This window comes from Azospira oryzae (genome assembly GCF_004217225.1).
Lineage (GTDB): Bacteria > Pseudomonadota > Gammaproteobacteria > Burkholderiales > Rhodocyclaceae > Azospira > Azospira oryzae.
Window position 1 is genome coordinate 1,584,275 of the sequence record NZ_SHKM01000001.1, and the last position, 19,160, is coordinate 1,603,434.

Sequence of the window (19,160 nt, forward strand, 5' to 3'; positions counted from 1 at the left end):
CTCTTCATACTAAAGTCATAGTTAGTTTAACCCCCTCGCGGCATGAAAAAAAGCGCCCGGGCGGGCGCTTTTGCATATTTCCTGCGCGACGGGGGTTAGACGCGGAAGCCGGCGATGGCCGTACTCAACCCACCGGCGGCGGAACGCAGTTGCACGGCGGACTGGCTCATCTGCCCGGCCACTTCGCTGGCCTCTTCCGCCGAGGAGGAAATGCGCTCCATGTTCTGGGCGATTTCCGTGCTGGCCACCTGCTGCTCCCGCACCGAGAGGACGATTTCATCGACCCCGCGGCTGGCCTGCTCCACCTTGCCCCGGGCCTGCTCCAGGGTGCCCTCGACACCGCCGGCCAGGCCGGCGCTGGCTTCGATGGATTGCAGCCCGGCCCCCACCGCCGCCCGCACCTGGTCGGTCTGACTGACGATGGCGCTGGCCAGGCGGGCGATCTCGGAGGCGGAGCCGCCGGATTTTTCCGCCAGCTTGCGCACCTCGTCGGCCACCACGGCGAAGCCCCGGCCCGCCTCGCCGGCCCGGGCCGCCTCGATGGCGGCATTCAGGGCCAGCAGGTTGGTCTGGTCGGCGATCTCCCGCACTTCCTGGGTCATGTGGGTGATGGCGCTGGTGCTGTGCACGAAGTCCTCCACCACCCGGGCCACGTCATCCACCGTGTCGCGGATGCGGTGAATCTCGGCCACCAGCTCGCTCACCTGCTGGCTGCCGGCGTTGGTGGAGCTGACGCTTTCCTGGGACTGGCCATGGACGTCGCCGGCCACTTCGGCCACGGTGGCGATGGCCACCGTCAGCTCCTCGATGGCGGCGGCGTTGCTGGCCACGGACTCGGACTGGGCATGGGAGGCGTCGTTGAGCAGCCCGGAAGTGTGGGCCAGTTCGCCGGCGGTGTGGTCCACGGTCTGGACCGAGGCCGCCACCTGCCCCACCAGGGAGTGCATCTTGCCCATCATGTCGTTGAAGGCCGCCGCCATGCGGCCGATTTCGTCGCGCTGGTCGATGCCCACCCGCTGGGTCAGGTCGCCGGTGGCGGCAATGCGGGTGATGGTGCCTTCCAGCAGTTGCACCGGCCCGGTGATGGCCCGGATCAGGTAGAAGGAAAGACCGGCCAGCAGCGCCAGCGCCAGGGCCAGGAAGGCCCCCAGCCAGAGCAGCATGGTGCGGTAGGTGGCAGCGGCGGCGGCCTGCTCGGCGGCGCCGTTCTCGGCGGCCGCCGACTGGATCTGGGCCACCAGTCCGTCGATCATCTGGGTCGGCTCCCGGTCGATGCCCCGCACCAGCTTGTCCACCGTCGCCGCCGGATCGCCAGCGGTACGCTCGTAGGATTTCAGCGCCGCCCGGTAGGCCGGCCCCAGCTTGGCGAAGGTACTGCCCGCCTCGGCCACCTTGAGCCGGTCGGCGATGCCCAGGCGACGGGCCAGGCCGTCCAGCTTCTCCAGGCCGGCGATGACCTGGGCCTCCTCCTTGTCGAAGCCGGCCAGGTGCTTCTCGAAGGCCTGGACGTCCTTGCCCCGCAGCAGGATGTTCTTCCATTCCTGCACCTGGATCTTGAAAGCGACCTGGACGCCCCGGGCGGTATTGACCGCCTCCAGGTAGGTCTGCTGGCGGTCGAGGGCCCCGACCATCTGGCGGTTGAGGTGGCTGCTCTGCAGGGCGGAAAATCCGCCCATGACCACCAGGGTGAGTACGGCAACGGCGGCCAGAAGCAGAAGCTTCCAGCGGATGCTGGCATTTTTCATGGAATCCCCCCGAATCGTTGTCAGGACCGAATGATCCGGCCTGAGCGAAGGACCATCATACGGCCGGGAGGTTCCGAAAAATGACGAAAAAGCGGATATTAATCAGCAACCTGGGAGTTACCCTAGGTCAGCCGCCACGCTTCACACCGGCCTTCAGCAGCATCATTTCCAGGGGGCAGAAACGGGTGAAACCGCTCTGCAGCAGGTTGGCGCCGACGAAGGCGGTGAACCAGAGGAAATTGGCATTGACGAACAGGGGGCTGGCTTCCACCCCCAGGGCCAGGGACAGCAGCACGAAGCTGCCGGCGAAGATGCGGATGAGACGTTCCGAGGTCATGGTTGTTGCTCCTTGAAAGTGGCGTAGTAGAGCACCGGGATCACCACCAGGGTCAGCAGGGTGGAAACCAGGATGCCGAAGATGAGGCTGATGGCCAGCCCGTTGAAAATGGGGTCGTCGAGAATGAACAGGGCGCCCAGCATCGCCGCCAGGGCGGTCAGGGCGATCGGCTTGGCGCGCACGGCGGCGGCGGTGACGATGGCCTCCTTGAAGGGCATGCCCTTGGCCGTTTCCTCCTTGATGAAATCCACCAGCAGGATGGAGTTGCGCACGATGATGCCGGCCAGGGCGATCATGCCGATCATGGAGGTGGCGGTGAACTGGGAGCGCAGCAGGGCGTGGCCGGGCATGACGCCGATGATGGTGAGGGGAATCGGCGCCATGATGATCAGCGGCGTCACATAGCTCTTGAAGTGGGCCACCACCAGCAGGTAGATGAGGATCAGGCCGACGCCGTAGGCGGCGCCCATGTCGCGGAAGGTCTCGTAGGTGATCTGCCATTCCCCGTCCCACTTGAGGGAGAAGCCGGCATAGGGGTCCGCCGGCTGGCGGATGAAAGTGTCGGCCAGGGTGCCGCCGGCCCCCTTGAGGCCGTCCAGGTTCATGCCGACGATCTCGCCCCGGGCGGCGAACATGCCGTAGAGGGGCGAATCCAGGTCGCCGCCCATGTCGCCATAGACGTACACCACGGGCAGCAGGTCCTTGTGGTAGATGGCTTTTTCCCGGGCCAGGCGGCGCACTTCCACCACCTCGGAGACCGGCACCAGGGCGCCGGAACGGGCCCTCACCTTGAGCCGCAGCAGGGCGTCCAGACTGCTCTGCACCTCGGCCGGGAGGGTGATGCGCACCGGAATCTCGTACTTGGAATCCTGGTTGTGGGCCGGAGTCACGTCCTCGCCGGCCAGGCCCATGCGCACCACCTCGACGATGTCCTTCTGGGCCACGCCGAGCTGGGCCGCCTTGGTCTGGTTCACCCGCAGCACGGTTTTTTCCGCATCGGCCTGGACCGAGTCGTCCACGCTGGTGAAATCCGGAGCTTTCTCGAAGACGCCGCGCACCTGCTTGGCCACGGCGATGCGCCCGGCCTCTTCCGGCCCGTAGATCTCGGCCACGATGGGGCTCATCACCGGCGGCCCCGGCGGCACTTCCACCACCTTGGCGTTGCCGCCGGCGCGGCGGGCCACCGCCTCGATCTCGGCCCGCACCGCCACGGCGATCTCGTGGGACTGGCGGGAGCGATGGTGCTTGTCCACCAGATTGACCTGGATGTCGCCCATTTCCGGCTCGCCGCGCAGGTAGTACTGGCGCACCAGGCCGTTGAAGTTGATGGGGCTGGCAGTGCCGGCGTAGGCCTGGTAGTCGGTCACCTCCGGCACCTGCTGCAGCACGGCGCCGATGTCCTTCAGCACCCGGGCGGTCTCTTCCAGGGGCGTACCCACGGGCATGTCCAGCACCACCTGGAATTCGCTCTTGTTGTCGAAGGGCAGCATCTTCAGCACCACCAGCTTCACCACCGCCAGGGAGACGGAGAGGAAGATGGCCGCCAGCACCCCGAGAAAGAGCTTCTTGCGGGCGGCGGCGCCGCTGCGCTCGTCGAGGAAGGGCGGCAGCACCTTGTGGAAGAGCCGGTCCAGCTTGCCCGCCACCTTGCCGTCGTCGGCCCCGTGGCCGCCGCCGTGGGCCAGCAGCTTGGCCGCCAGCCAGGGAGTGACGATGAAGGCCACGGCCAGGGAGATGGCCATGCCGAGGGAGGAGTTGATGGGGATGGGGCTCATGTAGGGCCCCATCAGGCCGGTGACGAAGGCCATGGGCAGGAGGGCCGCGATCACCGTCAGGGTGGCCAGGATGGTGGGTCCGCCGACCTCGTCCACCGCCCCGGGGATCAACTCCAGCAGGGTCTTCTCGGGGTGCAGCAGCTTCCAGCGGTGGATGTTCTCCACCACCACGATGGCATCGTCCACCAGGATGCCGATGGAGAAGATGAGGGCGAACAGGCTGACCCGGTTCAGGGTGAAGCCCCAGGCCCAGGAGGCGAACAGGGTGGCGGCCAGGGTCAGGGAGACGGCGATGCCGACGATGAGGGCCTCCCGCCGCCCCAGGGCGAAGAACACCAGCAGCACGACAAAGGCGGTGGCGAAGAGCAGCTTGCCGATCAGCTTCTGGGCCTTCTCCGTGGCGGTGGCGCCGTAGTTGCGGGTGACGGTGACTTCCACACCCTCGGGGATGAGGCTGCCCTTGAGGCTCTCGGCCCGGGCGATGACGGCGTCGGCCACATCCGCCGCATTGACGCCGGGCTTCTTGGAGATGGCCAGGGTGACGGCCGGATAGGTGCCGTCCGGGGAAGCATCCTCGCCCCCCGCGGCGATGCCCCGCTGGGCTGCCGCCGGGCCGGCGCCGAACCAGACGTAGCGCTTGGGCTGGTCCGGACCGTCTTCCACCGTGGCCACATCGGCCAGAAACACCGGCTTGCGGATGCTGCCTTCGCTGCGCACGGCCACCACCAGGTTCTTCACGTCCTGGGCCGATTCGATCAGGGTGCCGGTGTGCACCAGCATTTCCCGCCCGCCCTCCACCAGGCGGCCGGAAGGCTGCTCGTTGTTGGCGATCTGCAGGGCGTCGCGCAGGTCCTGGGCGGTGACGCCGTAGGCATTCATGCGCTCGGCGTCCATGGCGACCCGGATCACGTGGTCCGGCCCGCCCAGGGTGGTGACGTCCCGGGTGCCGGCCAGGTGCTTGAATTCCACCTCGGCGGAGCGGGCGATCTGCTGCAGTTCGAAGGCGGAGCGGCGGCTGTCCCGGGTCCAGAAGGTGAGGGAGACGATGGGCACGTCGTCGATGCCCTTGGGCTTGACGATGGGTTCGCCGACGCCCAGGTTGGCCGGCAGCCAGTCCCGGTTGGAATGGACGGTGTCGTAGAGGCGCACCAGGGCATCCTGGTTCTTCACCCCCACCTCGAACTGCACCGTGATCACCGCCATGCCCGGGCGGGAGACGGAAAAGACATGGTCCACCCCGGTCATGCGCGAGAGCACCTGCTCCCCCGGGGTGGCCACCAGGTTTTCCACATCCTTGCTCGAGGCCCCGGGGAAGGGCACCACCACGTTGGCCATGGTGACGTCGATCTGGGGCTCCTCCTCCCGGGGCGTCACCAGGACGGCGAACAACCCGAGGAGCAGCAGCACCAGGGCCAGCAGGGGCGTCATGGGGGACGCCTGGAAGGTGTGGGCGATACGGCCGGAAATTCCCATGTCTGTGTCGGCCCGGACGAACCGGACTATTTGCCTTTCAGTTTCATGATGCCCAGGGCCTCCATGACGATCTTTTCATAGACCGGCTCGGTGGCCCCCGTTTTCATCTTGCGCAGGAAGTACTTCTCGAAGGCCACCTTGGCCAGATGCACCCACTTGCCCTCGGAGAACCAGCTGACGTTGCGCGGCGGAATCTGGGGCAGGGCCACGAAGGCGGCGCCGGAGTCGCCGAAATCGGCCAGGCAGACCGCATTCCAGGTGGCCTTCTCGGTGGGCTCGCGCCCGTCCAGCACGGCGCGGATGTTCTTGGCCGTGGCGGTGACCATGGATTCGATCATGTAGCCGGTCTTGGGCGTGCCCGTGGGCACCGGCGTCGCCTCCACCGGGGGGATGGCGACGCAGACGCCGACGGAGAAGATGTTGGGATAGCGCGGGTTGCGCTGGTGCTCGTCGATGAGGACGAAGCCCCGGGGATTGGTCAGGCCTTCGATACCGAACACCGCCTCCACGCCCTTGAAGGCCGGCAGCATCATGGAGTAGCTGAAGGGCAGCTCGTGCTCCTTCTTCGGCTGACCCTCCTCGTCGTGCTCGGTGACGAACATCTTGCCGGCTTCCACCCTGCTCACCTTGGCGTTGCAGATCCACTTGATGTGGCGCTGGCGGAACATGGACTCGATCATGCCCTTGGAGTCGCCGACGCCGCCCAGGCCCAGGTGGCCGATGTAGGGCTCGGAGGTGACGAAGGTCATGGGCACCCGGTCCCGGATCTTGCGCTTGCGCAGGTCCGTTTCCATGATGAAGGCGTATTCGTAGGCCGGGCCGAAACAGGAGGCGCCCTGCACCGCCCCCACCACCACCGGGCCGGGCGCGGCGACGAAGCTTTTCCAGCTCTCGGCCGCCTGCTGGGCGTGATCCACGTGGCAGATGGACTGGGTGTGGCCCTGGGGCCCCAGGCCCTCGATCTCGTCAAAGGCCAGACGGGGGCCGGTGGCGATGATGAGGAAGTCGTAGTCCAGGCTGCTGCCGTCCTCCAGCTCCACCTGGTTACGCTCCGGATGCACCCGGCGGGCGCCGCACTGGACCAGGGCAATGCCCTTGCGACTCAGCAGGGGCGCCAGTTCCAGCTCGATGTCCTGGCGCTGGCGCCAGTCCACCGCCACCCAGGGGTTGGACGGCACGAAATGGAAGCGGGACTGGTTGGAGACGACGGTGAGCCTGTCGCCGTTGCGCAGCAGTTCGCGCATTTCGTAGGCCATGGGCATGCCGCCCAGGCCCGCGCCGATGATGATGATGTGCGCCATGGTGTCTCCTCCGTTGGCGTGGTGCGTGGATGAGCGGTCTTCTGCCGCTTCTGGGGAAACTGGAGTCGCGTGCTGCCGGGGTCTAGCGGGCTGCGCCCTGCTTCAGGGCGATGCCGCCCCGGACCGGATCGAGGACGATGGTCTCGCCGGCGGACAGCCCCGCCAGCACTTCCACCTCGCCGTCGCCGACGGCCTGGCCCAGGCGCAACTGGCGCAGGGACAGACGGCCCTGGCCGTCGCGCACATAGAGACCGGCCACCTCGCCGCGACGCACCACGGCACTGGCCGGCACCGTCAGCTTGACCGCCCGGCCGAGGACGAAATGGACCCGGGCCGCCATGCCCGGCAGCACATCCTGCAGGGAAGCGGCATCGCCGGGCAGGTTGAGGCGCACCTGGACCGTATGGGTGGCGGCATCCGCCGCCGGCAGCACGGTCACCTTGGCCGCCGCCACCTGGCGCTGCAGCTCCGGAAATTCGATGCGGCCCTGCAGATCCTTGCCGCCCTTCAGTTCCTTCAGCCGGTACTGGGGGATTTCCACCGTCACGCGCAAGCCCGCCGGGTCGTAGAGGGTCACCAGGGACCGGCCCTGGGCCGCCATTTCCCCCAGCTCGATGTGGCGCCGCGCCACCAGGCCGCTGATGGGCGCCGTGATGGTGCCGTGGCTCTGGCTGGCGCCGGAGGCTCCGGCATTGGCCATGGCCAGGTCCAGGTCGGCCTTGGCCTTGTCCAGGGCCGACTGGCTGATGAAATTCTGCTGTCGCAGGCTGCGGCTGCGCTCGTACTGGGCCCGGGCATTGACCAGGGCCGCCTGGGCCCCGGCGGCAGTCTCGGCCGCCTCGCGCACGTCCAGGCGCAGCATGACTTCGCCCTTCTTCACCGCCTGCCCGGCATCGACCCGCATCTCGGTCACCCGGCCGGCCACCTGGGCCGCCACCACGGCCTGGGAGAGGGCTTCCACCACCCCTTCCGCCGGCAATGTCAGTGCCACTTCCCGGGGCTGCACCACCCGGGTCGGCAACTCGCTCGGGGACGTTTCGGCAGCCACGACGGACCCAACCGCCAGCGACAGGGCCAGGCTCAGGCAGCGACGGAGGAAGAGGGATGAGGTATTCATGTATATAAGAATATACTTATGTTCGAGAATCGACAAGCGGGGCATTGCTTTCGGCTCATTCGGGGGAACGTCCCGTCCGCCATGCCGGTTCCGCCGCGGGGACGCGCATGAAGCGTGACGACGAATGGCGCATCGCCAGGCAGCAGTACCGGTCATGGCCGTTTCCGGCTGGCCGGGAAAAGCGACAGTGCAAAAGGTAGGCGGCGGGCCCTCGTCGCTCCCGCCAAAACAGCCCCGCCCTTCGCCCCAGGCGGGCTTTGGCGTAGAATCGGGCGCTTTCCCATTGCCTGGCGCCCTTGTGGGCGCTGCTGTTCCGAGGTCTGTACCATGACGTCCCTGAAAGCCGCCTCCCACGCCACCAAACCCGTCACCGACGATGTACGCATTCGCGAGATCAAGGAACTGGTGCCGCCGGCCCACGTCTTCCGCGAATATCCGGTGAGCAACCGGGCGGCCCAGACCACCTACGGCGCCCGCCAGGGCATCCACCGCATCCTGCACGGCGCCGACGACCGGCTGCTGGTGGTGATCGGCCCCTGCTCCATCCACGACTACGAAGCCGCCATGGAGTACGCCCAGCGCCTGCAGAAGGAAGCCGAGCGCCTCAAGGACGACCTGCTGGTGGTGATGCGCGTCTATTTCGAAAAGCCCCGCACCACTGTGGGCTGGAAGGGCCTCATCAACGACCCGCGCATGGACGGCTCCTTCCGCATCAACGAAGGCCTGCGCCTGGCGCGCAAGATCCTGCTCGACATCAACGAGCTGGGCCTCTCCTGCGCCACCGAATTCCTCGACACCATCAGCCCCCAGTACACGGCGGACCTGATCGCCTGGGGCGCCATCGGCGCCCGCACCACCGAATCCCAGGTGCACCGGGAGCTGGCCTCCGGCCTCTCCTGCCCCGTGGGCTTCAAGAACGGCACCGACGGCAACGTGCGCATCGCCGTGGACGCCATCCGCTCCGCCTCCGCCCCCCACCATTTCCTCTCGGTGACCAAGGGCGGCCACTCGGCCATCGTCTCCACCGCCGGTAACGAGGACTGCCACGTCATCCTGCGCGGCGGCAAGGGCCCCAACTACGATGCGGCCAGCGTGGATGCGGCCTGCAAGGACATCGCCGCGGCCGGCCTGGCAGCCCGCCTGATGGTGGATTTCTCCCACGCCAACAGCAGCAAGAAGTTCGAGCGCCAGGTGGACGTGGCCAAGGACGTGGCCACCCAGCTTGCCGCCGGCGACGAGCGCATCATCGGCGTCATGGTCGAATCCCACCTGGTGGAAGGCCGCCAGGACATCACCCCGGACAAGCCCCTGGAATACGGCAAGAGCGTCACCGACGCCTGCATCGGCTGGGAAGACTCGGTGCGGGTGCTGGACATCCTGGCCCGGGCGGTGCGCGAGCGCCGCCTGGTGGAAGCCACGGAATAAGGGCCCCCGCTTTGGCGGAACACGACTCCCCTGCCCCGACCGAGACGCCGGCGCCGACCGAGACCGGCACGGACACTTCCACCCGCGCCCTGCTCGGCCCCGGCCACTTCCTCGCCCGCCTGCCCATGCACCGCCTGGTGCTGGGAGTGGCGGCAGTGCTGCTGCTGTTCCGCATCTGGCTGGCGGCGGTCACCCCCATCACCGGCGACGAAGCCTATTTCGCCTTCTGGGGCTGGCAGCCGGACTGGGGCTTCTACGACCACCCGCCCATGGTGGGCTGGTGGCTGGCGCCCCTCATGGCCCTCTCCTGGGACGAATGGGTGGTGCGCCTGCCGGCCCTGCTCCTGCCCTTCGTCCTGGCCGGACTCTCCGGCTGGCTGGTGCGCCGCTCCGGCATTGCCTTCGCCGAGGAGCGGGGCTGGCTGACGGCCCTGCTGGTGCTGCTGCTGCCCACCTCGGTGTGGAACGTCTTCATCACCACCGACACGCCCCTGGTCTTCTTCTCCCTGCTCTCGGTGGCCGCCTACGTCGTGGCCCTGGAGCGCCAGGGCTGGCAGCGCTGGGCCCTGCACGCCCTGGCCGGCCTGATGCTGGGCCTGGCCTTCCTCTCCAAGTATTTCTCGGTGCTGCTGGGCGTCGCCTTCCTGGTGCATGTCATCGTCGCCCGCCGCGAGGAGGGCTGGAGGCGCTTCGCCGAGTTCGCCCTGTTCGTCGCCGTGGCCCTGCTGGGGCCGGCCCTCAACATCTGGTGGAACTGCAGCCACTGCTGGGCCAACATCATGTTCAACCTTTACAACCGGCACGAGAGTTCCGGTTGGGGCAAGTCCTGGGCCAATCCCTTCCTCTATGTGCTGACCCTGGGCTACGTCGCCACCCCCTTCCTCCTGGCCGCCCTGTGGAAGTTCCGCGACGAGGTGAAGAACGCCATCGCCCAGCCGGGCCTGGCCCGCACCGCCTTCTGGCTGGCGGCCGTGCCCCTGGGCCTGTTCGCCGCCCTGGCCCTGGCCAAGAAGATCGGCCTGCACTGGCTGCTCTCCTTCATCACCCTGCTCTGCATCCTGGCCGCCAGCAGCCTGCCCATGACCGCCCTGCGCCGCCTGGCGGCCTGGCTCGGCGCTTTCGCCGCCCTGCACGTGGTGCTGTTGCTGGTGGTCAGCCAGCTGCCCCTGTCCACCTGGGAGAAGGCGGACTTCCACCGGGGCCTGGTGCTCACCTTCCGCAGCCAGGAGCTGCTGCAGCGGCTGGAGCCCTACGCCAACGACTACGCCTTCGCCTCCGACGGCTATTCCAACGCCGTCACCCTGGGCTACAACGCCCGGCGCTATTTCATGGTCTTCGGCCTGGCCTCTTCCCATGCCCGCCACGACGACATCCTCACCGACTTCCGCGAGCTGGACGGCAAGAACATCCTCATCCTGCGGAAGAGCGAACCCAACCCGGGGGAATACGCGCCCTATTTCCGGGACGTGCAGCAGCTGGCCTTCCAGGTGGAGGGCGTCACCTTCTACCAGGTGCTGGGCCACGGCTTCGACTTCCACACCTACCGGGAACGGGTGCTGCGGGACGTGAAACAGCGCTACTACCGCATCCCCGGCTTTTTGCCCATGAACGGCTGCTACTTCTGCGAACGCTATTTCCCCGACGAGGAATGCCGCTGATGGCCCGCCGCCCCCAAAAGGCCGGCGACAGCACGCCCCGCGGCGGCCTCTGGCCCTACGTCAAACTGCTGCGCCCGCACCAGTGGGTGAAGAACGGCTTCGTTTTCGTCGGCCTCATTTTCGGCGAGGCCTTCGCCGACCTGGCCCTGCTGCAGTCCGTGGTCCTGGCGGCCCTGGCCTTTTCCCTGGCCGCCTCCAGCATCTATGTGGTGAACGACCTGGCGGACCGGGAAAAGGACCGCCTGCATCCGGTCAAGCGGCACCGCCCCCTGGCCGCCGGCACCGTCAATGTCACCGCCGCCCTGCTGCTGGCCGGGGCCTGCCTGTTCGGCGCCCTCATGCTGGCCTACAGCGTCTCCCTCACCGTGCTGCTGGTGGTGGCCCTCTACGCCGGCCTCAACGTGGCCTACTCCATGGGCCTCAAGCACGTGGCCGTGCTCGACGTCTTCATCATCGCCGCCGGCTTCATGCTGCGCATCCTGGCCGGCACCCTGGGGGTGGGTATCGCCCCCTCCCACTGGCTGCTGGTGTGCGGCCTGCTGCTGACCCTGTTCCTCGGTTTCGCCAAGCGCCGCGCCGAACTGAAGGCCCTGGAGGAGGATGCGGGCAGCCACCGCAAGGTGCTGGACGACTACGACCCGGTGCTGCTGGACCAGTTCATCACCCTCTGCGCCGCCGGCACCGTGGTCACCTACAGCCTGTACACCGTGGCCCCGGAGACGGTGGCCATGCACGGCAGCCAGTGGCTCATCGCCACCGTGCCCTTCGTCGTCTACGGCATCTGCCGCTACCTGTTCCGCCTGCACCGGCGCGGCGGCGGCGGCGACCCGGCGGCGGACCTGCTGGCCGACCCCCATCTCATCGCCGCCTTCGTCGGCTGGTTCGCCACCGTCCTGCTGGTGATCTGAGCCAGCCGGAGCGCCGCCGCCCCAGGTCAGCGGAAACCGGCCTACGCAACCGGCCTGCTGAAGGACCTTACCCAGGCACCTGCCCCGCCACCCGCCGGCACCGCCGCTGGCGGCATGACGCGGAATCTCGTCGGCACCATCGCCAGGAGCCAATAGGGGCGGCCCTGTCAGCCACGGCACCCCCAAAAGCACCGTCCCTGTTACCTCCCAGGGGAGGCATCACAAGCCGCCTATGCCGCCAGGGGCGGAAACACCACCAGCACCCGCAGGCCGTTGCCTTCCGGCCCCACGCCCAGGCTGAGGGCGGCGCCGTGCAGCTCCGCCACCCGCTGCACGATGGACAGCCCCAGGCCGGAACCTTCCGCCCGGGCCGGCGCCAGCCGGGTGAAGCGCCCCAGGGCCCGCTCCCGGGCCTCGGCCGGGATGCCCGGACCGTCGTCGGCCACCGCCAGCACCACCCGCTCTCCGTCCCGGGCCAGGGACACCCACACATGGCCGCCCTCCCGGGTGTAGCGGATGGCGTTGTCCACCAGGTTGCGCAGCAGGATGCGCAGCAGGTCCCCATTGCCGGCCAGGGTCAGGCTGCCGTCGCCGTCGCTGCCGGCCAGGTCCAGGGCCAGGTCCACCTGCCGGGACTGGGCCGCCGGGGCCAGCACGGCGCACACCTCCCGCGCCAGGGGCCGGGGGTCCAGGGGCTGCAGGCTGGCGTTGGCGCCCGGGTCCAGGCGGGCCAGGGTGAGCAGCTGTTCCACCAGCCGGGCCAGGCGTTCGGTGCCTTCCAGCACATTGAGCAGGGCCCGCTGCCGCACCTCCCCCTCCCCGGCCCGCAGGGCCACCTGGGCCTGGGTCTTGAGGGCAGCCAGGGGCGTGCGCAGTTCGTGGGCGGCGTTGGCGGTGAACTGGCGCTCGTTGTCCAGCAGACGGGCGATGCGGGCGAAGAGGCCGTCCAGGGCCTGCACCAGGGGCGCCACTTCCGCCGGCACCGGGCCGCTGCCCAGGGGCTGGGGCGAATCGGGGGGACGCCGGTCCAGCTGTTCGGCGATGCGGGCCAGGGGCACCAGGCCGCGGCCGACGGCCACCCACAGGGCTGCCGCCAGCAGGGGCAGGCCCAGGATCAGGGGCGCCAGCAGGCGCATGGCGGCCTCCTGGGCCAGGGCATAGCGGATGTCGTGACTCTGGCCCACCTGCACCTGGCGCAGCCCGTCCCGGCTCCATTCGCTGTAGAAGCGCCATTCGCCGCCATTCCAGCGGGTTTCGACAAAGCCCTCCACCGCCGTCAGGGGCGTCTGCCCGGCCCCGGCGGAATGGAGGGCCAGCACCGGCCCCTGGGGGGTGCGGCGCCAGATCTGGAACAGCACTTCGCCGCCGGCGGCGCCGGGAGTGGGCCGCACTTCCACGTGGCCGCTGGTGGGCTCGGTGGCCAGCAGCAGGCGGGCGGTCTGCTGCAGGTGGGCGTCGAAAATGTCGTCGGCCAGGTCGTGGGCCCGCAGAAAGGCGGCGGCGATGGTGGCCACCCAGATCAGGGCCGACACGGCCAGCAGCAGCAGGAGCAGGCGGCGGCGCAGGGAATAGGCCGGCGTCGGGCGTTGCACGGCAGCCATCAGGACTCCGGCGCCGCGGGCGCGGCGGACGCCTCCCGGGCCACGGTGTAGCCGACGCCGCGCACGGTGCGGATCAGATCGCTGCCGAACTTGCGCCGCAGGTGGTGGATGTGCACCTCCACCGCATTGCTGTCCACCGTCTCGTTCCAGCCGTAGGCGGCCTCCTCCAGCTGGTGCCGGGTCAGCACCCGGCCGGCGGCGGCGAGCAGGGCTTCGAGCAGGGCGAACTCCCGGGGCGACAGCTCCACCGGCAGCCCTGCCAGCTCCACCCGGCGGGCCGCCGGGTCGAGGCGGATGGCCCCGTGCACCAGCAGCGGCGCCGCCCGGCCTGCACTGCGGCGGATCAGGGCGCGCAGGCGGGCCGCCACCTCGTCCAGGTCGAAAGGCTTGACCAGGTAGTCGTCGGCGCCGCCGTCCAGGGCCGAGAGCTTGTCGGGCACCCCGTCCCGGGCGGTCAGCACCAGCACCGGAACCGGGTTGCCGGCAGCGCGGCAGCGGGCCAGCACCTCCTGGCCCGACAGCTGGGGCAGGTTGAGGTCCAGCACCACGGCGGCAAAGCAGTGGGCCTCGGGGCTGGCGAGGACGGTGGCGGCCTCCTGGCCGTCGCGCAGCCAGTCCACGGTGAAGCCGGCCTGGCCCAGACCGACCTGGAGCCCGTCTCCCAGCAGGGAATCGTCCTCGACGATGAGGATTCGCATGGCTTTATGCTATTTGAAAAAAACGAAATGACTACGGAGAATTAGGCGCTAGAATAACCGCTTTTCATGGCCCCCCCGATGCCGTCATGACCCCCAGGATGGACAACGCTGCCCGGCAGGACGATCCAGAACGCGAGCTTTTGCGCGGCCTGCGGGTGCTGCTGGTGGAGGACGACCCGGTGGCACGCTGCGCCGCCGCCGGCATCCTCAGCCGCCACGTGGGCACCCTGTGGGAAGCGGCCGACGGCGACGAGGGCCTGCAGCTGTTCCGCCGGCACCAGCCGGACCTGGTCATTTCCGACATCGTCATGCCCCACCGGGACGGTCTCTCCCTGGCCCGGGAGATCAAGGCCCAGAGCCCGGCGACGCCGATCGTCATCATCACCTCCCACAGCGACAGCGGCGCCCTGCTCGACGCCATCGAGATCGGCATCGACCGCTACGTGCTCAAGCCCCTCAAGGCCAGCGCCCTGCTCGAAGCCATGGCCACCTGCGCCCGGGCCGCCCGCCTGGAGTCGGAACACCGCCTGGCCACCACCGTCTTTCACGCTTCCAGCGAAGCCATCATGATCACCGATGCGGAAAACCGCATCGTGGACGTCAATCCCGCCTTCACCCGCATCACCGGCTTCTCCCGGGGCGAGGTGCTGGGCCGCAATCCCCGCATCCTCCAGTCCGGCATCCAGAGCGAGCACTTCTACCGGGAGATGTGGGCGGCCATCAACCAGTACGGCCACTGGCGGGGCGAAATCTGGAACCGGCGGCGCAACGGCGAGCTGTATCCGGAATGGCTGGCGGTGGACCGGGTGCTTTCCCCCGAAGGCGCCGTGCTCAACTACGTCGCCATGTGGTCGGACATCTCCGAGCGCAAGGAGGCGGAGGCCCGCATCCACTACCTGGCCCACTACGACGCCCTCACCGACCTGCCCAACCGGGTGCTGTTCAACGACCGCTTCACCCAGGCCCTGATCCACGCCCGCCGCTACGACCAGAGCGTAGCCCTGATGTTCGTGGACCTGGACCGCTTCAAGGTGGTCAACGACACCCTGGGCCACCGGGTCGGCGACGAGCTGCTGAAGCAGGTGGCCGAGCGCCTGCGCCGCTGCGTGCGCGAGGAGGACACGGTATCGCGCCAGGGCGGCGACGAGTTCGTGGTGCTGCTGGCCAACCTGGACATGTCCGCCGACGCCGCCGTGGTCTCCGACAAGATCCTCGAGGCCCTGGCCGAGCCCATGTACTTCGAGGGCCACGAACTGAGCGTCACCTGCTCCATCGGCATCGCCTGCTACCCCAGCGACGGCGCCGACCCGGACACCCTGATGAAGAACGCCGACCTGGCCATGTACCGGGCCAAGAGCGTGGGCCGCAACAACTACCAGTTCTTCAGCCCCGAGCTGGAACAGGGCGCCCTCACCCGCCTGACCCTGGAAAACGCCATGCGCCGGGCCCTGGACCGGGACGAGTTCGAACTGCATTACCTGCCCCAGGTGGACAACCCCTCGGGCCGCCTGCTCAGCCTGGAAGCCCTGATCCGCTGGCAGCATCCGGAGCGGGGCCTGCTCCTGCCCAGCCAGTTCATCCCCCTGGCCGAGGAAAGCGGCCTGGTGCTGCCCATTTCCCTCTGGGTGCTGCGCCGGGTGGCACGGCAGCTGGCCGACTGGCGGCGGCAGAACCTGACCCTGGTGCCGGTGGCCATCAACCTGTGCGAAGCCCAGCTGCGCCAGCCCGATTTCGCCGAGGCCCTGGGCCGCATCCTGAGCGAGGAAGGGGTGGAAGGGCGCTGGATCGAGCTGGAATTCACCGAAGGCGCCCTCATGCACGACACCGAGCGCAACCTGCGGGTGCTCTCGGCTCTGAAGCGTCTGGGGGTCGGCATCACCCTGGACGACTTCGGCGTCGGCTATTCCAACCTCAACGTCCTGCGCCGCCTGCCGGTGGATACCCTGAAGATCGACCGCTCCCTGGTCACCGACGTGACCCGTAACGAGGACGACGCGGTGATCGTTGACGCCATCATTTCCATGGCCCAGTCCATGAACCTCAAGGTGGTGGCCGAGGGCGTGGAAACGGCCGACCAGGCCGGCTTCTTCAAGGCCCGGGCCTGCGCCGAAATCCAGGGCCACTTCTTCTCCAAGGCCATCGGCGCCGTGGAAGTGGCGGCCATGCTGGGCCACGCCCCGGCCGCCGCCAGCACCTCGTCCCCGGCCTGAACCCCGCTCCCTCCCGGTAGATCCCGTACGGCCGTCCGGCGGATTTTCGCGCGTCGGCAAGACTCCATACGCAATCGTATGGAGTGTACGTATAATGTTGCGCGACAAAGATTCCCCGCGATCTAAAAAAGGAGACAGCATGGACCTGCAGGCCCTGTACCAGGAAAAACTCGTAACTCCCGCCGACGCCATCGCCTGCGTCAGGAATGGCGACACCATCGTCGTTCCCACCGGGGTCGGCGAACCGCCCGCCCTGCTCACCGCTCTCTCCGATGCCCGGCGCAACTACCGGGACGTCACCGTCTCCCAGATCCTGGCCCTGCGCAAATACGGCTACATCGACCCGGAAACCCGGGACCACGTGCGCCACACCGCCTACTTCTTCGGCGGCGCCACCCGCCCCGGCGGCCAGGCCGGCTGGGTCGATTTCATCCCCAACTATTTCGCCGAGCTGCCCCAGCTGATCGAGCGCGGCCTGTCCCCCGCCGACGTGGTCTTCACCATGGCCTCGCCCATGGACGAGCACGGCTACTTCGCCCTCTCCCTGGCCGCCGACTACACCATGGCCGCCGTGAAGAAGGCCCGGGCCATCGTCCTCGAAGTGAACCCCAACGTGCCCTTCGCCTACGGCGACTGTTACGTGCACATCTCCAAGGTCGCCGCCCTGGTGGAAAGCAGCGACCCGGTGCTGGAAGTGGGCCTGCCCACCATCGGCCCGGTGCAGGAAGCCATCGGCAAATACGTGGCCGACCTGATCGAGGACGGCTCCACCCTGCAGATCGGCTACGGCGGCATTCCCGACGCCGTGGTGATGCAGCTCCAGCACAAGCACGACCTGGGCATCCACACCGAGATGATCGGCGACGGCATCCTTTCCCTGATCGAGTCCGGCGCCGTCACCAACAAGAAGAAGACCTTCATGCCCGGCAAGTCCGTGGCCACCTTCGCCCTGGGATCGAACAAGCTGTACAAGTTCATGCATCGCAATCCGGCCCTGGAAATGCATCCGGTGGAATTCACCAACGATCCCTACATCGCCGCCCGCAACGACAAGCTGATCGCCATCAACGCCACCATGCAGGTGGACCTGCTGGGCCAGTGCGGCTCCGAGAGCCTGGGCTTCTCCCCCTACTCCGGCACCGGCGGCCAGGCCGACTTCGTGCGCGCCGCCAACCGCTCCAAGGACGGCAAGGCCTTCATCGTGGTGCCCTCCACCGCCAAGGACGACACCATCTCCCGCATCGTCCCCACCCTGACCCCGGGCACCCACGTCACCACCAGCAAGAACGACATCAACTACGTGGTCACCGAGTACGGCGTCGCCCAGCTGCGCGGCAAGAGCGCCAAGCAGCGGGTGGAAGCCCTGATCGGCATCGCCCACCCCAACTTCCGCAATGAACTGCGGGAAGCGGCTAAAAAGATGAACCTGCTCTAAAACGAAAGCCCCGGCAGCGCAGGCTGGCGGGGCTCGCTGGAGCGACAGGGCGCGGTCACCACCGCGCCCTTTTTCATGGCCCCGGCCGGGGCGCCTGCCAGATGTTGCGGCAGCCCGTCTCCTTGACCCAGAAGCTGGCGACGAAGCCGATGCAGGCGGCGGCGGCCATGCAGGCCATGCCGACGCGGAAGGTGTCCGGCCCATACACGCGCACGCCGTTGGCCAGGGTGCCGTCCCACACCTGGTCCATGGCCCAGCCGGCCAGGGGCTGCAGCAGGGCGCCGGCGAGGAAGCCGCCCATGTTGGTGACGCTGGTGGACATGCCGGACAGCATGGGCGGATTGACCTCCTTGGCGCAGGCCCAGGTGAGGGCGAAGCTGGCCGTGGTCAGGCCCATGAGGCCGAACAGGCAGTAGGTGGCCGCCAGGGGCAGGCGGATGTTGGTCAGCCAGAACAGCCACAGCAGACAGTAAAGGAAGGCCCCGGCGATGACCACCGGCTTGCGCTTGCCGAGCCGGTCCGAGAGGGTGCCGATGAAAAAGCAGCCCAGGGCGAAGCCGGCGAAATAGAGGGAAAGATGGGAGGAGGCCTGGGCCCGGGTCAGCTCATGCACCCGCATCAGGTAGGGCGTGGCCCACAGGCCGGCGAAGGAGAAGAAGCTGCCGGCCAGGCCGAAATTGACCACCACCGCCGGCCAGGTGGAGCGGTTCTTCAGCACCGAAGCCAGGCCGCCGAAGATCACCGTGCGGTCGAAGCGGGGCCGCTCGCCGCCGCCGTCCTTGACGAAGAACCAGCAGGCCACGCCCAGAAGGGCCGAGAGGGCGCCGGCGCCGACGAAAATGCCGCGCCAGGAAATGCTCTGGGCCAGCAGGGAAAGGGGCGCGCCGGCCAGCACCGAGCCCAGGTTGCCCACCAGCATGGAGGCCCCCACCAGGGTGGCGAAGCGCCGCTCGTCGAAATTGACGGCGATGATCTTGAGCATGGCGATAAAGGTCACCGACACCCCCAGGCCCACCAGGGTGCGCCCCACCAGGGCCTCGTTGAGGGTGTCGGCGAGGCCGAAGAGAACGCTGCCCGCCGCCGCCACCAGGCCACCGAGGAAGAGGATGCGCCGCGGCCCCAGGGTATCCACCAGGACGCCGGTGGGCACCTGCATGATGGTGTAGACGTAGAAATAGGTGGCCGCCAGGGCGCCGAGGGACGCCGCCGTGGTCTGGAAGGCCAGGGTCAGGTCGTGGGCGATGCCCGCCGGGGCGAAGCGGTGGAAGAAGGACAGCATGTAGGCGGCGATGACCACCGCCAGGGTCACGGCACGGGCCGTGCGGGCGGAAGAACCGCCGCTTTGATGTGGGGGCATTTATGCCTCTCCTCTTGTCTCCTTTGGGGGAACGGCATCGTAGCATACGCAACCGTATGTCGCGCCATTGGGGAATGCCCGCGGTCGGTCCGGGGCCCAGAAAGGGCGGCCCCTGCCGTG

At 68.3% G+C, this 19,160-nt stretch carries 13 protein-coding genes; 5 read left to right on the plus strand and 8 right to left on the minus strand.

The window, feature by feature from the left end; genetic code table 11:
* Nucleotides 1-95 precede the first annotated feature (95 nt).
* The 5 genes from EV678_RS07215 to EV678_RS07235 all read right to left on the minus strand — a co-directional run bounded on the left by EV678_RS07215 (nucleotide 96) and on the right by EV678_RS07235 (nucleotide 7,748).
* Entirely contained in the window at nucleotides 96-1,745 is a 1,650-nt protein-coding gene (locus EV678_RS07215) for a methyl-accepting chemotaxis protein (RefSeq protein ID WP_130459014.1), read from the minus strand.
* 127 nt (nucleotides 1,746-1,872) lie between these two features.
* The gene (locus EV678_RS07220; RefSeq protein WP_014238448.1) at nucleotides 1,873-2,082 is read right to left on the minus strand and encodes a YgaP family membrane protein; all 210 of its coding nucleotides are present in this window, start codon (nucleotides 2,080-2,082) and stop codon (nucleotides 1,873-1,875) included.
* Nucleotides 2,079-5,330: an efflux RND transporter permease subunit gene (locus tag EV678_RS07225; RefSeq protein WP_130459015.1), complete on the minus strand. Its 3,252-nt coding sequence runs from the start codon at nucleotides 5,328-5,330 to the stop codon at nucleotides 2,079-2,081. Before EV678_RS07225 ends, EV678_RS07220 begins: the two co-directional genes overlap by 4 nt.
* A 26-nt stretch (nucleotides 5,331-5,356) precedes the next feature.
* A complete protein-coding gene (locus tag EV678_RS07230; protein WP_130459016.1) occupies nucleotides 5,357-6,631 on the minus strand; it encodes an NAD(P)/FAD-dependent oxidoreductase in 1,275 nt (424 codons plus the stop codon).
* An 82-nt stretch (nucleotides 6,632-6,713) separates the two neighbouring features.
* On the minus strand, nucleotides 6,714-7,748 hold the full coding sequence (locus EV678_RS07235) for an efflux RND transporter periplasmic adaptor subunit (protein WP_165397461.1): 1,035 nt from the start codon (nucleotides 7,746-7,748) through the stop codon (nucleotides 6,714-6,716).
* Nucleotides 7,749-8,075: 327 nt separating this feature from the next.
* Between EV678_RS07235 and aroG the strand changes: the two genes are divergently transcribed.
* From aroG to EV678_RS07250, 3 genes are read left to right on the plus strand one after another with little or no spacing between them, the layout of a single operon-like run.
* On the plus strand, nucleotides 8,076-9,173 hold the full coding sequence (gene aroG / locus EV678_RS07240) for a 3-deoxy-7-phosphoheptulonate synthase AroG (protein ID WP_014238452.1): 1,098 nt from the start codon (nucleotides 8,076-8,078) through the stop codon (nucleotides 9,171-9,173).
* Nucleotides 9,174-9,184: 11 nt separating this feature from the next.
* Nucleotides 9,185-10,831, plus strand: a complete 1,647-nt coding sequence (locus tag EV678_RS07245; protein ID WP_130459018.1) for an ArnT family glycosyltransferase — start codon at nucleotides 9,185-9,187, stop codon at nucleotides 10,829-10,831.
* Nucleotides 10,831-11,739, plus strand: a complete 909-nt coding sequence (locus tag EV678_RS07250; RefSeq protein ID WP_014238454.1) for a decaprenyl-phosphate phosphoribosyltransferase — start codon at nucleotides 10,831-10,833, stop codon at nucleotides 11,737-11,739. Before EV678_RS07245 ends, EV678_RS07250 begins: the two co-directional genes overlap by 1 nt.
* 230 nt (nucleotides 11,740-11,969) lie before the next feature.
* On the opposite strand, the gene EV678_RS07255 is transcribed toward EV678_RS07250, so the two are convergent.
* Complete coding sequence (locus EV678_RS07255; RefSeq protein WP_130459019.1) at nucleotides 11,970-13,340, minus strand: ATP-binding protein; 1,371 nt, start codon at nucleotides 13,338-13,340, stop codon at nucleotides 11,970-11,972.
* On the minus strand, nucleotides 13,340-14,038 hold the full coding sequence (locus tag EV678_RS07260) for a winged helix-turn-helix domain-containing protein (protein ID WP_130459020.1): 699 nt from the start codon (nucleotides 14,036-14,038) through the stop codon (nucleotides 13,340-13,342). Before EV678_RS07260 ends, EV678_RS07255 begins: the two co-directional genes overlap by 1 nt.
* Before the next feature lie 86 nt (nucleotides 14,039-14,124).
* Between EV678_RS07260 and EV678_RS07265 the strand changes: the two genes are divergently transcribed.
* Together EV678_RS07265 and EV678_RS07270 are read left to right on the plus strand one after the other, a co-directional pair.
* Nucleotides 14,125-16,248: a putative bifunctional diguanylate cyclase/phosphodiesterase gene (locus EV678_RS07265; RefSeq protein ID WP_130459021.1), complete on the plus strand. Its 2,124-nt coding sequence runs from the start codon at nucleotides 14,125-14,127 to the stop codon at nucleotides 16,246-16,248.
* A 139-nt stretch (nucleotides 16,249-16,387) separates the two neighbouring features.
* On the plus strand, nucleotides 16,388-17,683 hold the full coding sequence (locus EV678_RS07270) for an acetyl-CoA hydrolase/transferase family protein (RefSeq protein WP_130459022.1): 1,296 nt from the start codon (nucleotides 16,388-16,390) through the stop codon (nucleotides 17,681-17,683).
* 73 nt (nucleotides 17,684-17,756) lie between these two features.
* On the opposite strand, the gene EV678_RS07275 is transcribed toward EV678_RS07270, so the two are convergent.
* Nucleotides 17,757-19,040, minus strand: coding sequence for an MFS transporter (locus tag EV678_RS07275; RefSeq protein ID WP_130459023.1), 1,284 nt, complete (start codon nucleotides 19,038-19,040; stop codon nucleotides 17,757-17,759).
* Nucleotides 19,041-19,160 lie beyond the last annotated feature (120 nt).